This is a genomic window from Flavobacterium sp., assembly GCF_043779715.1.
In the GTDB taxonomy this organism is placed as follows: Bacteria; Bacteroidota; Bacteroidia; order Flavobacteriales; family Flavobacteriaceae; genus Flavobacterium.
In genome coordinates this window covers 1-15,709 of sequence record NZ_JAYWDT010000187.1, presented here as the reverse complement: position 1 = coordinate 15,709, position 15,709 = coordinate 1, and the positions used below count along the sequence as shown (strand labels likewise).

Genomic DNA, 15,709 nt, shown 5'->3' with positions numbered 1-15,709 from the left:
AGTGATCTAAAAAAAGAATTCAAAGTAACAGTAAATCAAGAAGTTTTCGAAAGATTAAAAGCTTCAATGAAAAAATAATTAATGCCAATAAATAATTTTAAAATGAACATAATAAGTAGTAAGTTAAGTTTTATAATAGCGCTTTTAGCTATTTCGTTAGGGGTTTCTGCTCAAGAGAAAAAGCAAAAAATAGATGGAGTGATTGCAGTTGTTGGAGAATATGTTATTTTAGATTCAGATATAGATAAAACAACACTAGAACTTAAACAACAAGGAGTAGATACAAAAGATATTACGCGTTGCCAATTGTTAGGTAAGCTTCTAGAAGATAAATTATATGCACACCAAGCCGTTCAGGATAGTATTGTTATAGAAGACAAAGAAGTAAACTCAAAACTAGACGAACAAGTAAGCTATATGGTAGAACAATTGGGTTCTATGGAAAAAGTAATTCAGTATTTCAAAAAATCTAACGAACAGGATTTTAGAAGCGAATTGTTTGATATCATTAAGGTAAACAAACTAACGGCTGAAATGCAAAAGAAAGTTATAGATGCAGTAATTATTACACCAGAGGAAGTTCGTAACTTTTTTAAAGCTATTCCTAAAGCAGATTTACCCGTTTTCGGTGCAGAAATGGAAGTAGCACAAATCGTCGTTAAACCAGTCGTTTCTCAAGAAGCAAAACAAAAAGTAATAGACCAACTAAAAGCAATTAAAAAAGAAGTACAAGAAGGTTCAAGTTTCTTCGGAAAAGCAGTATTATATTCAGAAGATAAAGGATCAAGTTCTAACGGAGGATATTACAAAATGGACAGAAGAACCCAATTTGTAAAAGAATTTAAAGACGTAGCATTTAGTCTAAAAGAAGGCGAAATTTCAGAGCCATTCCTAACTGATTTTGGGTATCACATCATTTACTTAGAAAAAATTAGAGGGCAAGAAGTCGATTTGCGTCACATTGTAATTTCTCCAAAAGTTTCTGACGAAGCCTTAAAAGCATCAAAAGAAAAAATAGAACTCATTCGCAAAAGAATTTTAGACAAAGAAATCACCTTTACCGAAGCGGCTCGTACCATGTCCGACGAAAAAGAAACGCGTAACGATGGAGGTATTTTGACAAACCCAAAAACACAAGACACACGTTTTGAATTGACAAAAATGGATCCAACTTTATACGGACAAGTAACGAACCTAAAAGACAACGAAATCTCAAATCCTATCGCCGATGAGGATCGTACAGGAGGAAAATATTATAAAATAATCACAGTAACAAACCGCTACGACGAGCACACTGCCGATTATTCTAAAGATTACACACGTCTAAAAGAGTTGGCGCTAAAAGAAAAACAAATCAAAGCCATTGCAAAATGGTCTGAAGAAAAAATCAAAGAAACGTACATAAAAATAAATGACGAATACCGTGATTGTACTTTTACAAACAATTGGTTAAAAAAATAATCGTACTATTTTTTTTAGATAATGAGCTAATGGCTTGGTTTTTCCAAGCCATTTTTGTTTCCCGCTTTTCGTTCCAATCTTTTGGTTTCTAAAGAAAAAAAGAAAAGGATTTCCACTTCAAACACGAAGTGTTCACCGAACACTTATGAAAATAAGTGTAGTGTGAGGTAATCGGGGCTAAAATAGAAATTATTAGAATTTTTGCTTACATTCGTAATTCATAATTTATAATCCATAATTAACATGTCTGATGTTGCTGCCATTCAAAATCTAGTTCAAAAACAGAAAGAACTAAAACAAGAAATCGCTAAAATAATTGTAGGTCAAGACGAAGTGGTAAACCAAATCGTGTTGAGTATTTTTTCTGGAGGACACGCCCTGTTAGTAGGAGTTCCAGGATTAGCAAAAACCCTTATGGTAAATACAATTGCACAAGCATTGGGATTAGATTTCAAACGTATTCAGTTCACACCGGACTTAATGCCGTCGGATATTTTAGGAAGCGAAATTCTTGACGAAAACAGAAATTTTAAATTCCTAAAAGGACCAATTTTCTCTAATATAATTCTTGCAGACGAGATAAATAGAACACCACCAAAAACACAAGCCGCTTTGCTAGAAGCGATGCAAGAAAAATCGGTTACTATTGCTGGTGAACAGCATAAATTAAGTTTACCATTTTTTGTGTTAGCAACTCAAAACCCAATTGAGCAAGAAGGAACATATCCTTTGCCAGAAGCACAGTTAGATCGTTTTATGTTTGCTATAAAATTAGATTATCCATCATTTGCAGAAGAAGTTCAAGTAGTAAAAAGCACCACTGCCGATTTTGATGTAAAAATAAATCCACTATTTACAGCACAAGAAATTATCGATTTTCAACATTTGATACGTCGTATTCCAGTAGCAGATAATGTGATAGAATATGCAGTAACTTTGGTTTCAAAAACACGACCTGACAATCCGTTGTCTAATGAATTTATAAAAAATTATTTAGATTGGGGTGCAGGACCAAGAGCTTCACAAAACCTAATACTTGCTGCAAAAACCAATGCAGCTCTCAACGGAAAATTCTCTCCAGATATTGAAGATGTACAGGCTGTTGCAACAGGAATTTTACGACACAGAATCATCAAAAACTACAAAGCAGATGCCGAAGGAATTAGCGAAGAAATGATTATTAAGAAATTGTTTTAAATTTTCATTAACAAATGAAAAAAATCTTAATCATTACAGGTGGAAATAAAGGCATTGGAAGTGGAATTGTTTCGGCTTATAAAAATAATAGCTATCAAATTATATCTATTGCTCGAACACTAAATCAACTGGATGAGTACAAAGAAGTGAAGCAAATTGTTTTAGATTTAAGTAAAACAGAAGGTTTAGAAAATGCTTTTTCTCAAATATTAAATACGATTAATAAAGATATTGTCGAAAGAATTGTCTTTATAAACAATGCGGGCACTTTAGGCAAAATAGGAAGATTAGAAACCAATTCGGTTTCAGATATTCAAAATATTATTCAGCTCAATACCATTACACCTTTTTTGCTAACCTCTATATTTTTAAAAGAAACTCAGAATTGGCATTGTCCCAAAAAAATAATCAATATTTCATCTGGTGCTGCCGCAAAACCTTATTACGGTTGGTCATTATATTGCGCTTCCAAAGCAGCTATCGATATGATGACCAAATCAGTTGCGGTCGAACAAGAAGCAATTCTTAACGGAACAAAAATAATAGCAATTTATCCAGGTGTTGTCGATACTGATATGCAAACACAAATTCGTAAAAGTTCTCCAGAAAGCTTTGTCGATGTACAACGATTTATCGATTTGAAAGAATCTAATTTCTTAGTAAAGATCAACACTGTTGGCCAAGAAATTTTCGGAATTGATTCGTTGGAAAATTATCAGAACGGTGCTATTTTAAATGTTTCGGATTATAGATAATAATTTGTACAAAAAAATCTAAATATTTTTTAGTAATTCAACCAACTTTTTTTATTTCATTCCTGTGATTATTTATAAGCGCTCAGCTATATTTAATTTTGGAGCAATTTGTTTTTTGCTTAACAAAACTAAATCAAATTTTTTATTTAGAAGTTTTGATTCTTATTTTATGAAATAATAATAAAATATAAAAAACCAAACCAAACCAATTATCGTATATCATATTATATCAAAAAATTTAAAAAACTATTCAGATTAAAGGAAAAATAATAATAAATAAATTTTTATATCATGGGAATAATTATAACAATACTCAGTACAGTAGTTTTAGATTTATACATATCTAATGGGATTTTAGATATAGAAAGAGAAAACTTAGCAAAGAAAGTAGAATTTTAAATTCTACTTAACTAACCATTTATTCAGAATACTACTTGTACGAGTAGTATTCTTTTTTATAATTTCTTTTCTAATTCTGCATCATAAAAAAACAAAAACATACTACCCATCATATCTTGATCTATTTTTGAAGTGTTATTTGTGTTCAAAAGCAATTCATATTCGTGATTTTCGTATAACCAAATTCCGGTTTGGGAACTAAAAGATTCTATTTTTGCCAATCCAATTTTGTTTTTGTAATTCGTCACTTTACAAGTAATAATTGTCTTGTTGATTGTTTTGTCAAAAATGCTAATACTTGTGGCAAACGGATGCACATGTGGTGCCGAAAAATGCAATCGCAAACTATCTTTAATTTGTAACTGTGTCGTTATCGAACTTCTGTATGCCTTTGTTCCATTAGGAATTACCCAATGTCCGGATAACATATTTCCTTTGCCATCATCATAACTATGATTTTTTGTTTCTACAGGAATACACTGGTTGCTGGCTGGATCTAACGGACACTTATAAGGATTTTTTTTATCATATGGTAACTCAATAAATACGGTTTTGCTTAGTAATGGTTTTTGAGTTTTGTTATAATCTTCGTATTTTACGGTGACTTCGTGTTTTATGGTTTTGAAAATAGTTGGAATATTTATATTCAATGACTGCGTGGTCACATTTAGGAAATCATTTCCCATAATAGGAACGCCAAAACCTTTCGGAAAATCGAAATTTTCTAATCCGTTCGATAATGATGTTAATCTCGGATACTGTTTTCCAATTCTATCCTCTAACTGCCAATGACTGTAATATTGCGTGTCATTTATATCTACATTCATGTGGCAAACAAAATCGTTCGAGATTTGTTTGTTGGTTTTTTCGTCGATTGCTTTCACATTAAAACCAGTAATCCAAACCAATTTTTCGGTCTGATTTAGCTGAATATATCTTGATGCTTTTGGTCCTTCCATCGATTTATAAATGCCATCAATCAGGAAAGTTGGAGAGCGCATTTTGTATTCTTTGGTGTCGTTATTTACAGTCCATTCGCCATCAACCAAGCCTGTTTTTTGCAAGAAAAGTGTTTTTACAATCGCTTTATGTCGGTTAGATAATAGATAAAAAGTACCAATTCCCAACATACTAGAAAGGAAAAAGGCAAATGCCAAATATTTGTATATCTTTGATTTTAGAAGCATAAAAAAGTCTAAAGTTTCAAAGTCAAATGTCATAAAGTCAAATCAAAAGCTTCAATAACTTTCGACTTTAAGACTTTTGAGCTTCGACTTAACGTAACAAATATAAACGAAATGAATGCATTAGAAAAACAAAATAATACACGAATATTCGGATTAGATGTAATTCGGGCACTCGCTATTTTGCTGGTTTTGTTTTCGCATGTGTATTACTTAGTAGATAGTTCGAATCCTACTGTGGTATCACTGAGTGGATTGTCAGGTTTTGCAGGTGTCGAATTGTTTTTTGTATTAAGTGGTTATCTTATAGGAACAATATTATTGCGACTATATATTACCGATGATTTTTCGTTGCAAAGTGTTTTTGTTTTCCTAAAAAGACGCTGGTTTCGTACTTTGCCCAATTATTATTTGATACTTTTTGTAAATCTAGGAATTGCTTTTTTATTAGGTTATCCTTCGGAATATTGGTATAAATATTTTTACTTTTTTCAGAATTTTAAAGTGTATTCTATTGGTTTTTTCTCTGAATCATGGAGTTTGTCAGTCGAAGAATGGACTTATATTTTGTTACCTTTTAGTTTGTTTTTGGTATTAAAATTTGGAAATAAATTGTCTAAAAAATGGACGTTCTTGGCTACAATTTTTTTGTTAATTCTTTTAGCGCATGTTCTTCGTTATTTTAATATGAAAAATAGTGATATTTCTACTATGGAAGTATGGAATACAAACCTAAAATCTATCGTGATATACCGTTTCGATACGATACTTTACGGTGTTTTGTTGGCTTGGTTACATCAATTTTATAGTCACTTTTTAGATAAATATAGAGTCTATTTTCTAATTTTAGCAGCGCATTTGTTTGTCTTACAATTTGTTGTTTTAAATGTTTTAGGAGTCGATATTATATCTTCTCCAGTATATTTTTTAGTTTTCTATTTTACGCTTTCGTCAATGATTTTCTTTTTGGTATTGCCTTATTTTATTCTCTGGAAGAGTTCACAATCTTTGTTTTCTGGGAGTGTTAGGTTTATAAGCAAAACGTCTTATGCAGTATATTTAATTCATTATAGCATTGTGGTTGTGGTTTTTAAATATGTACTCAATCAGTTTTCGTATCAATTACCAACGAGTTTAATTTTGTTCATTTATTTCGGAATTACATTCTTATTTGCCTATATTTTATATCGATTTTTCGAAAAACCAATCATGAATTTGCGAGATAAGAATTAAGAATTGTTTAAAATTAATTCCCAATAATTCATTTTTGATAATAATAACAACGCAAAAAGCAGCTTTTCATAAATTATTGCAATCGATTAATATATTCCTTTAAATATTTTTTAATAATGTATCATTTTCGTAAATTCGCATCGCAAATACTGAGTTAAACAATAAACCGAATAAACATAAAATTATGGCTTTTGATATTGAAATGATTGAAAAAATGTACGCAAATATGGCTTCCCGTGTTGATAAAGCACGTGAGTTAGTTGGTCGTCCGCTTACATTAACAGAAAAGATTTTATATGCTCACCTTTGGGACGGAACACCTTCTAGTGTTTTTACGAGAGGAACAGATTATGTAGATTTTGCTCCAGATAGAGTCGCTTGTCAAGATGCAACAGCACAAATGGCATTATTACAATTCATGCACGCAGGAAAAAGTAAAGTTGCTGTGCCAACAACAGTGCATTGTGATCACTTAATTCAAGCAAAAGATGGTGCGAAAACAGATTTAGCTTTTGCTAACTCACAATCTAAAGAGGTTTTCGATTTTCTTTCTTCGGTATCAAATAAATACGGAATTGGTTTCTGGAAACCAGGATCAGGAATTATTCATCAAATTGTTTTAGAAAATTATGCATTTCCTGGAGGAATGATGATTGGTACCGATTCTCATACAGTAAATGCTGGTGGATTAGGAATGCTAGCTATTGGAGTTGGTGGTGCTGATGCAGTAGATGTAATGTCTGGAATGTCTTGGGAATTAAAATTTCCGAAACTTATCGGAGTAAAACTAACAGGAAAATTAAACGGTTGGTCATCTCCAAAAGATGTTATTTTAAGAGTTGCGGATATTCTTACTGTAAAAGGTGGAACTGGAGCTGTTGTTGAATATTTTGGTGAAGGTGCAATAAATATGTCATGTACTGGAAAAGGTACAATTTGTAATATGGGTGCCGAAATTGGAGCAACGACTTCAACCTTTGGTTACGATGATTCGATGAGAAGATATTTAGCAGCAACGGGCCGTCAAGACGTAGTAAATGCTGCCGATAAAGTTGCAGATTATTTAACTGGAGATGCAGCAGTTTATGCTAATCCAAACGAATATTTCGACCAAGTTATAGAAATTAATTTATCTGAATTAGAGCCATATATCAACGGACCTTTTACACCAGATAGAGGAACGCCGGTTTCTAAAATGAAAGAAGAAGCAGCTGCAAATGGTTGGCCAATAAAAGTTGAATGGGGGCTAATAGGTTCTTGTACCAACTCTTCTTACGAAGATATGTCACGTGCAGCTTCTATTGTAGAACAAGCGGTAGCGCACGGAATTTCGCCAAAAGCAGAATTCGGAATCAATCCAGGTTCTGAACAAATTCGTTATACAATAGAAAGAGATGGAATCATCGCAACTTTCGAGAAAATGGGAACCAAAGTATTTACAAATGCTTGCGGACCATGTATCGGACAATGGGATAGAGCAGGAGCAGATAAAGGAGAGAAAAACACAATCGTTCACTCTTTCAACCGTAACTTTTCTAAAAGAGCCGACGGTAATCCAAATACACACGCTTTTGTAACTTCACCAGAAATGGTAGCAGCATTGGCTATTTCGGGGCGTTTAGATTTTAATCCATTAACAGATACATTATTAAATGATAATGGTGAAATGGTAAAATTATTACCTCCAAAAGGCGACGAATTACCATCGAAAGGATTTGATGTAGAAGATGCAGGTTTTCAAGCGCCAGCAGAAGATGGAAGTAAAGTACAAGTTGCAGTTTCTGAAACATCAGACCGTTTGCAGCTGCTAGCTCCCTTTGCTGCTTGGGACGGAAAAAATATTATGGGTGCTAAATTATTAATCAAAGCTTTCGGAAAATGTACTACTGACCATATTTCTATGGCTGGACCTTGGTTGCGTTTCCGTGGTCACTTAGATAATATTTCTAACAATATGTTAATTGGTGCTGAAAATGCTTTCAATAAAGAAGCTAATAAAGTTAAAAATCAATTGACAGGAAATTACGATACAGTTCCTGGAGTTGCAAGAGCTTATAAAGCGGCTGGAATTTCTTCAGTTGTTGTGGGTGATCAAAATTATGGTGAAGGTTCTTCGAGAGAGCATGCAGCAATGGAACCAAGATTTTTAGGTGTAAAAGCGGTTTTGGTTAAATCATTCGCCCGTATTCACGAAACGAATTTGAAAAAACAAGGAATGTTGGGTCTTACATTTGCTAACGAAGCAGATTATGACAAAATCCAAGAAGATGACACAATTAACTTTACAGATTTAGTTGATTTTGCTCCAGGAAAACCATTAACCTTAGAATTCGTTCACGCTGACGGTACAAAAGATATCATTTTAGCAAATCATACTTATAACGATAGCCAAATTGGTTGGTTTGTAGCAGGTTCTGCATTAAACTTAATTGCTGCTGGAAAAGCGTAATTGCAATATATTTAAATAAAAAACGCCTCGAGGAAACTTGAGGCGTTTTTTATTTAAATATAAAAAGATAAAAAACTCTTTTTATATTTAAAATATTTTTTTACATTTGTACCATAAATTTATAAATCAATGTTTTCAAAATCTTGTGAGTACGCAATCAAAGCAATGATATTTGTGGCTCAAAAATCGAAAGACGAGTTGCGAGTAGGTGTAAAGGAAGTTGCCAAAGGTATTGACGCACCAGAACATTTTATTGCAAAAATTTTGCAAGAATTAGGGAAGAAAAAATTAATAAATTCTGTAAAAGGTCCAAATGGGGGATTTTATATGGATAAATTTAATTTGAAAGTTTCTATTGCAGATATCGTAAAAGCAATAGACGGCGACGGATTATATAAGGATTGTGTTTTAGGTTTGAAAGCTTGTTCCGAAAAAAATCCCTGTCCAGTTCACAATGAATTCAAAGAAATAAAAAGGAATTTTATAAAAATGATTGAAGATAATACCATTGGCGATTTTAATGAAAAATTAGATTCGGGAAAATTTTTCTTGAAGAATAGTTAGGTTTTTTTAATACAATAAAAGATAAAAAGATATTAATATATATAAATATGAAATTAGATAAAAAAACACAAATCGTTTTATTGGGATTATTACTGTTTTCCAAAATGGCTACTGCTAAAAATGCAAATAACATGATATCAGACGATGATGGCAAGCTTGGGGCTTGGATTTTATTCGGTGTTTTAATAATTCCGATACTTGTTTTTATTGGAAGTTTATATTACAAATTTAGAAAGCAAGTTTCAGAAAATAAACAATCATCGGATAATCATTTTCAAGATTACTTAAAAAATTTAAATGCAAAACAAATCAATCAATATATGAAACTAAAATCTAAAAAATGTTGTGGTGATTGCAAAGGAAACGGTTCTTGCCACGGCAAAAAAACAACAATAATTTTATCGATATTATTTTTGTCAAGTACAGGTTTGTTTGCTCAAAACTTCAATGAACAAAAAGAAAATTTCTTTTCACAACCAGGAATAATTATCGTTATTATTCTTACATTATTACCAGTTTTATTAGGAGTTGCCTTTGCAATGATTAAATCAAACAATGCGTTGAAAACCTATTTTAATAAATCAAAAGCTGTCGATGCAGAAAAGTTTGCAGAACATCTTCAAAATATTGACGACCATGATTTAGAAGAGCAACTTCAAAAACGCAAATCGGCTTTAGATTTTAACTTAACCAATACCGAACTTTCAGGTCAAGAAAATGCAGAAGATTCTATTGGGTTATTACACAATATAAGTGATAAACACGAAGTGCATTTTACCGCATTAAAAAAGAAAGCCGTTCAAAAACCTAGTTTAGAACCCAATATTGCCAAACTTATTTTATGGTATTTTGGTTGTGCAGTTTTTTGGTTGGTAGTTGGTACAGGAATTGGGGAATATTTAGGAATAAAATTTATTGCACCTGATATCGATCACTCTAGTTGGTTAAGTTTCGGGCGATTGCGACCTGTACACACCAATATTGTTTTTTGGGGATGGGCATCAATTGCAATGATTGGCTTGGGCTATTATGTAGTTCCAATTGTGAGTAATACCAAAATCTATAGCGTAAAATGGGGTTGGATTGCATTGGTTCTTACCAATTTGATGGTGATTTTGGGTTCATTGGATTTAATGTCAGGAATCAATAATGGTGGTGGCGAATTTAGAGAATATATTTGGCCAGTAATGGCGCTTTTTGCTGTGGCATTAATTCTTACACTTGCCAATTTTATTATGACGGTTGCCAAGCGAACTACCAAAGAAATTTACATTTCCAATTGGTATATCGTTTCGGCACTTATTTTTACAATAATTGTTGCTCTAACAGCTTATTTGCCTTTTTGGCAAGATGGTGTGAGCGAAACCATTGTACAAGGTTATTTTATGCACTCGGGTGTTGGAATGTGGTTTACTTTATACACTTTGGGGTTATTGTATTATTTTATTCCCCAGCAAATAAACAAACCTATTTATGCTTATAGTTTAGGGATTTTAGCATTTTGGACACAAATTATTTTTTATACCATCATTGGAACACATCATTTTGTATTTGCGCCTTTGCCTTGGTGGTTGCAAACTGTTGCAATCGTTGGAAGTGCGGGTATGATTATTCCTGTTGTTGCAGCAACAATAAATTTTACTATGACTTTTAAAGGACAATGGCACAAAGTGACTACCAGTTATACCTTACCGTTTTTCTTAGTTGCAGTCGTTTATTATTTTATTGTTTCCATGCAAGGAACAGCCGAAGCATTTAAGTTTACCAACTTAATTTGGCATTTTACTGATTTTACCGTAGCTCACGCACATTTAGGATTTTATGGCATTATCACTTTTGCACTTTGGGGCGGATTTTATGTTGTTATTCCAAGATTGACTGGCAAAGAACCACCGCAACATTTGGTTGGGGCACATTTTTGGTTAGCATTTATAGGACTACTGTTTTATGCTATTCCACTATCGGTTGGTGCTACTTTGAGAGGTTTAATGTGGATGGACGGAAAGCCATTTATTGATAGTGTAGTTTTAATGTTTGATTATTGGTTATGGCGCGCCATTGGAGGTAGTTTGATGTTTATTTCGCATTTGGTTTTTGCTTTTAATTTTTATAAAATGACAATAAAAGAAGTATCCGAAATTGATGTAAAAGATGAAGCATTTAAAATATTAGAATCTCAAACAAAATAAATTTATACAGATGAATATATTTAATGACCACAGAAAACTGTATCCAATTGCTGGACTTTTGTTTGCTTTCCTAACGTACATAGTTGTAGTAATGCCAGCTTTTGACAATCAATATAATAATTTACCATTACCTGGAACCAAGCCTCTTTCTGGCGATGCAAAAGCGGGAAAATTAATTTATATAGCTGAAGGTTGCGTAGGTTGTCACTCGCAACAAGTGCGTAATGTAGAAATGGATAAAATGTTTGGAAGCCGACCAGGAATGGCTTCAGATTATGCCAATATTGGACGAACCAGCATTTGGCAAAACACCGCAACACTAATGGGAACCGAAAGAACTGGACCAGATTTAACTGATGTTGGCAATCGTCAGCCCAGCAAAGATTGGAATTTAATGCACTTATTCAATCCAAGGTCGGTTGTGCCACAATCAATTATGCCTGCTTATAAATGGCTTTTTGAAATAAAAGCAGTTCCTTCAAAAACAGATGTTGTAGTTAGCATGCCAGAACAATTTCTGAATGGAAAAACTGGTAAAGTTGTCGCTACAAAAGAAGCTTTACAATTGGTTGCTTACATACAATCGTTAAAACAAACACCTTTGCCAAGCGGAACAATGCCAGCGGAGTTTTTGTATAAAAAAGAAGTTGTTGATACTAAAAATTCTAAAGAAGGAGAGTCTGTAAACGGAAAATCTTTATACGAAGCCAATTGTGCAGCTTGTCATCAAGTGAATGGAGAAGGATTAAAAGGTGCATTTCCATCACTAAAAGGAAGTCCTGTTGTTGAAGGAGAAAACCTCGAATTGTATGTAGATATTATTATGAATGGCTATGATGCAAGACCGGAATTTGGTGTTATGGCTGGCGTTGGAACCAATATGAATCTGACCGAAAATGAAGTGGCAGCCATCATCAATTACGAAAGAAGTTCTTGGGGAAATAAAGGCAAAAAAGTAACACCTGAAGAAATTAAAAAAATCATAGATTTTATAAAAATTAAAGTTTCTGCAACAAATCAGTAAAAATGAAAAAATTAATCACATTTCTATCTCTAATGTTATTTCAAATCGCAGTATTTGCTTGTCCGGTTTGTGAGCGCAACCAACCAAAAGTTTTGCGTGGTATTGTTCATGGTGCTGGACCAGAAAGCAATTGGGATTATATTAGTATTTGGTTTACCATAATCATTGCATTAATCACATTGTTTTATTCTCTAAAATGGTTAATTGAACCTGGAGAAAAAAATACAGATCATATCAAATATTCAATTTTAAAATAAACAATTATGAGCAATAAAAGTTCTGTAATCTTATTTTTAGACGACAATCAAAAACCTTATGGAGAATTTTTGGTACCAATAAATTTTGAATTAGATACAACAAAATTAGTCGATGGCGATCATATTTTAAAAATTGTGAGCAAAGATCCAAACGGTAAAGAAGGCATACGTAGCATTCCGTTCAAGGTAAGAAATGGTCCTGCAATAGCCATTGAAGGCATCAAAGAAAACGAAATTGTAGATGGGATAATCCCAATAATGATAAATGCTTACGGCAAAGGCGATCAAAAACAATTTCTGATTGAAGGAAGTGAAACACCTCATTCTATTCCAGCATGGCTTTGGGTTGTAATTGTAGGTTTTATAGGTTGGGCAATTTATTATGCGGTTACAGCAATGAATATGAGTTTGTAAAGCCTTTACAAATTATAAGTTTATATATAAAAAAAGGCTGTTCGTGAACAGCCTTCTATGGTTTAGTCAAATTTATTTTTTATGTAGTATTTACCATCTAAATCATCATCAAATTCATCAATTTTAATTTGTTTTGGCTTTGGTTTACCAGCATTGGCTTTCTTTTTCCAAATTTCAAATTTGTCAGCAGGCAACTTTTTCTTCATAATTTCCAGTACTTGTTTTTCTTCTATGCCAAGTTCTTTCTTTATGATTTCGAAAGGATTTCTTTCCTCATTTGCTAATGTGATTATTTTTTGAGTTTCTTCCCAACTCAATTCTATGCTTTTACTTTTTTTCATTATTTTAAAAACAATTCAGTTTACTTTTTTAAATGGTTACAAATTCTATTCCAATATTAATCAAAAAAAACTAAGATTTGAAAATTATTTTCATTTTTTTAATTCCGATATAAATGTCTTGTGCGATTTGAAAGGAATTTTCAATAAACTAGATAGTTTATTGTGTTCATCTGAGCTCATATGTGTATCAACTCCATAAATAATTTCGCTCATTGGAAGGGCTAAAAAAGTACCAAATAACCTGTCCCAAACAGAAAAAATATTACCATAATTGCTATCAGTATAAGGCAAAACATAATGATGATGCACTTTATGCATATTAGGTGAAACAATAAAATAGCTAATAAAATTATCTAGTTTTTCAGGTAAAGTTATGTTTGCATGATTAAACTGTGATAAGAAAACAGATAAAGATTGGTACAAAAAGAACAACCATATTGGAGCGCCAACAATGATGATTGCTAAGGTTGTAAATAAAAATCGAATCACACTTTCTCCAGGATGATGTCTGTTTGCTGTGGTTGTATCGATCCAAGTATCTGTGTGATGAATGAGGTGAAAACGCCACAGAATTTTCGTTTTATGTTGAACCCAATGCGCAGTGTAAGCACCAATTAAATCCATTAATAACAAACCAATTATGGCTTGTAATAATAGAGATTTGATAGACAACCAATGTAAAATCCCAAAATTATTTTCGGTAACCCAAACTGAACTTTTGTACAAGATTATTGCCAAAGTAAAATTGACAACAATAGTAGTAAGAGTAAAAAAAATGTTGATACTAGCATGTTGCCATTTGTTATATTTGAATTTAAAAAGTGGAAATCCATTTTCGATAATCCAAAAAAGCGTAATGCCACCAACGATTAGAAAACTTCTATGAGTAGAAGGAATATTCTGAAAATAGGCTACAATTTCATTCATGGGGAAATATTTTATCAAATTTAATAAAAAATCTATTTGATAATTCTAAAAGTTAGATTTATTCTAGGTTCAATTTCTTTTTTTGTTTTGGGAATTTGATGTTTCCAAAAATGCTGGGTTGTACCTTTCATTATTAATAAACTTCCGTGCTGTAAAACGATATTTTGTTTCAGTTCGAGCGTGTTGTGTTTGAGCTGAAAAATCCTTTCGGCTCCAAAACTTATCGAAGCAATTATAGGATTTCGTCCCAATTCCTTTTCGTTATCGGCATGCCAACCATTACTATCTTGACCATTTCTATAATTATTTAATAAAACGGTGGTAAAGTTTTCATTACAAACTTTTTCAACTTCTTCTTTTATAAATACAATTAATGGTGACCAATGATGAGGTTGCATCACAATGTTTGAATATCCGTAAGGTTTTCCTTCATTGCCAAAAAGTGCAGTTAGTCTAGGTTGTGCATGGGTTTTTCCATAAACAGTTATATTGTCCTGTTGCCAAGGAATTTCATTTTTAAGTTTTAGAAAAAGTTCATTGGCTTTTACCAAAGAAAAAAAATCGGGATAATATTCGATTTCGGCATCGGTCAAGTTGAATGTAATTTTTTCTTCAGGAAATAGAGAGTTCATATTTCAAAAATAAAAAAAGCGATAGAAATTCCCATCGCTTTTGTATTAAATATTTTCAAAAGATTATGCGTCTTTTTTCTCAAGTAAAGCTTTGTATACAAATCCGCCAAAAATAGCTCCTACAATTGGTGCTAACCAAAACAACCAAACTTGGGTTAATGGTTCTCCGCCCGCAAAAATGGCTTGCGATAAAGAACGTGCAGGATTTACCGATGTGTTTGTAATAGGAATACTTATTAAATGGATTAAGGTTAATGCTAAACCAATTGCGATTCCTGCAAATTTTCCTTCAGCTAATTTATCAGTTGCTCCCAAAATGATGATTACAAAAAGCATAGTTAATATAAATTCTGCTAAAAATGCCGATTCTATATTATAACCATCTGGAGAAAAAGCACCAAATCCGTTCGATGCAAAAGCACCAGCTTTAGTATTGTTTATAGCAAAACCAGGTTTTCCTATTAAAATTGTGTATAAAGTTGCAGCAGCAGCAATTGCTCCAACACATTGTGCTCCAATATAAGAAGGTAAATCTTTAGCTGGAAATCTTCCGCCAGCCCATAATCCTATCGAAACCGCTGGATTAAAATGTCCTCCAGAAATATGTCCAACAGCATACGCCATTGTTAAGACTGTAAGTCCAAAAGCTAGAGAAACTCCCATGAAACCAATTCCCAAATCAG

The 15,709-nt window shown here is 32.6% G+C and carries 15 protein-coding genes; 10 read left to right on the top strand and 5 right to left on the bottom strand.

Going from position 1 to position 15,709, the window contains the following annotated elements; all coding sequences use genetic code 11:
• Positions 1-102 precede the first annotated feature (102 nt).
• The 3 genes from ACH2BG_RS09135 to ACH2BG_RS09125 all read left to right on the top strand — a co-directional run bounded on the left by ACH2BG_RS09135 (position 103) and on the right by ACH2BG_RS09125 (position 3,413).
• Positions 103-1,461, top strand: coding sequence for a peptidylprolyl isomerase (locus ACH2BG_RS09135; RefSeq protein WP_395047386.1), 1,359 nt, complete (start codon positions 103-105; stop codon positions 1,459-1,461).
• A gap of 243 nt (positions 1,462-1,704) precedes the next feature.
• On the top strand, positions 1,705-2,658 hold the full coding sequence (locus ACH2BG_RS09130) for an AAA family ATPase (RefSeq protein ID WP_395047385.1): 954 nt from the start codon (positions 1,705-1,707) through the stop codon (positions 2,656-2,658).
• Positions 2,659-2,672: 14 nt separating this feature from the next.
• Positions 2,673-3,413, top strand: coding sequence for an SDR family NAD(P)-dependent oxidoreductase (locus tag ACH2BG_RS09125; protein WP_395047384.1), 741 nt, complete (start codon positions 2,673-2,675; stop codon positions 3,411-3,413).
• A 455-nt stretch (positions 3,414-3,868) separates the two neighbouring features.
• Here the strand turns inward: ACH2BG_RS09125 and ACH2BG_RS09120 are convergent, their stop codons facing one another.
• Complete coding sequence (locus tag ACH2BG_RS09120; protein ID WP_395047383.1) at positions 3,869-4,999, bottom strand: hypothetical protein; 1,131 nt, start codon at positions 4,997-4,999, stop codon at positions 3,869-3,871.
• Positions 5,000-5,110: 111 nt separating this feature from the next.
• Here ACH2BG_RS09120 and ACH2BG_RS09115 point away from each other — a divergent pair, with 111 nt between their 5' ends.
• The 7 genes from ACH2BG_RS09115 (at position 5,111) to ACH2BG_RS09085 (ending at position 13,126) form a co-directional block, all read left to right on the top strand.
• Entirely contained in the window at positions 5,111-6,229 is a 1,119-nt protein-coding gene (locus ACH2BG_RS09115) for an acyltransferase family protein (RefSeq protein WP_395047382.1), read from the top strand.
• A gap of 184 nt (positions 6,230-6,413) precedes the next feature.
• Positions 6,414-8,678 (top strand): aconitate hydratase, encoded by a 2,265-nt coding sequence (locus tag ACH2BG_RS09110; RefSeq protein ID WP_395047381.1) that lies wholly within the window; start codon positions 6,414-6,416, stop codon positions 8,676-8,678.
• Positions 8,679-8,807: 129 nt separating this feature from the next.
• The gene (locus ACH2BG_RS09105; protein WP_395047380.1) at positions 8,808-9,242 is read left to right on the top strand and encodes an RrF2 family transcriptional regulator; all 435 of its coding nucleotides are present in this window, start codon (positions 8,808-8,810) and stop codon (positions 9,240-9,242) included.
• 47 nt (positions 9,243-9,289) lie between these two features.
• Positions 9,290-11,431 (top strand): cbb3-type cytochrome c oxidase subunit I, encoded by a 2,142-nt coding sequence (locus ACH2BG_RS09100; protein WP_395047379.1) that lies wholly within the window; start codon positions 9,290-9,292, stop codon positions 11,429-11,431.
• A gap of 10 nt (positions 11,432-11,441) precedes the next feature.
• Positions 11,442-12,455, top strand: coding sequence for a cytochrome c (locus tag ACH2BG_RS09095; protein ID WP_395047378.1), 1,014 nt, complete (start codon positions 11,442-11,444; stop codon positions 12,453-12,455).
• A 2-nt stretch (positions 12,456-12,457) separates the two neighbouring features.
• Positions 12,458-12,712: a hypothetical protein gene (locus tag ACH2BG_RS09090; RefSeq protein ID WP_395047377.1), complete on the top strand. Its 255-nt coding sequence runs from the start codon at positions 12,458-12,460 to the stop codon at positions 12,710-12,712.
• 6 nt (positions 12,713-12,718) lie between these two features.
• Positions 12,719-13,126: a cytochrome C gene (locus ACH2BG_RS09085; protein ID WP_395047376.1), complete on the top strand. Its 408-nt coding sequence runs from the start codon at positions 12,719-12,721 to the stop codon at positions 13,124-13,126.
• A 62-nt stretch (positions 13,127-13,188) separates the two neighbouring features.
• Here ACH2BG_RS09085 and ACH2BG_RS09080 read toward each other — a convergent pair whose 3' ends face one another.
• From ACH2BG_RS09080 to aqpZ, 4 genes are all read right to left on the bottom strand, one after another.
• Positions 13,189-13,467: a TIGR03643 family protein gene (locus ACH2BG_RS09080; RefSeq protein WP_395047375.1), complete on the bottom strand. Its 279-nt coding sequence runs from the start codon at positions 13,465-13,467 to the stop codon at positions 13,189-13,191.
• 90 nt (positions 13,468-13,557) lie between these two features.
• The gene (locus ACH2BG_RS09075) at positions 13,558-14,394 is read right to left on the bottom strand and encodes a sterol desaturase family protein (protein ID WP_395047374.1); all 837 of its coding nucleotides are present in this window, start codon (positions 14,392-14,394) and stop codon (positions 13,558-13,560) included.
• Positions 14,395-14,426: 32 nt separating this feature from the next.
• Positions 14,427-15,026: an alpha-ketoglutarate-dependent dioxygenase AlkB family protein gene (locus tag ACH2BG_RS09070; protein ID WP_395047373.1), complete on the bottom strand. Its 600-nt coding sequence runs from the start codon at positions 15,024-15,026 to the stop codon at positions 14,427-14,429.
• A 63-nt stretch (positions 15,027-15,089) separates the two neighbouring features.
• Positions 15,090-15,709 (bottom strand): aquaporin Z (gene aqpZ / locus ACH2BG_RS09065; RefSeq protein WP_395047372.1); only part of this gene is annotated, 620 nt, incomplete at its 5' end.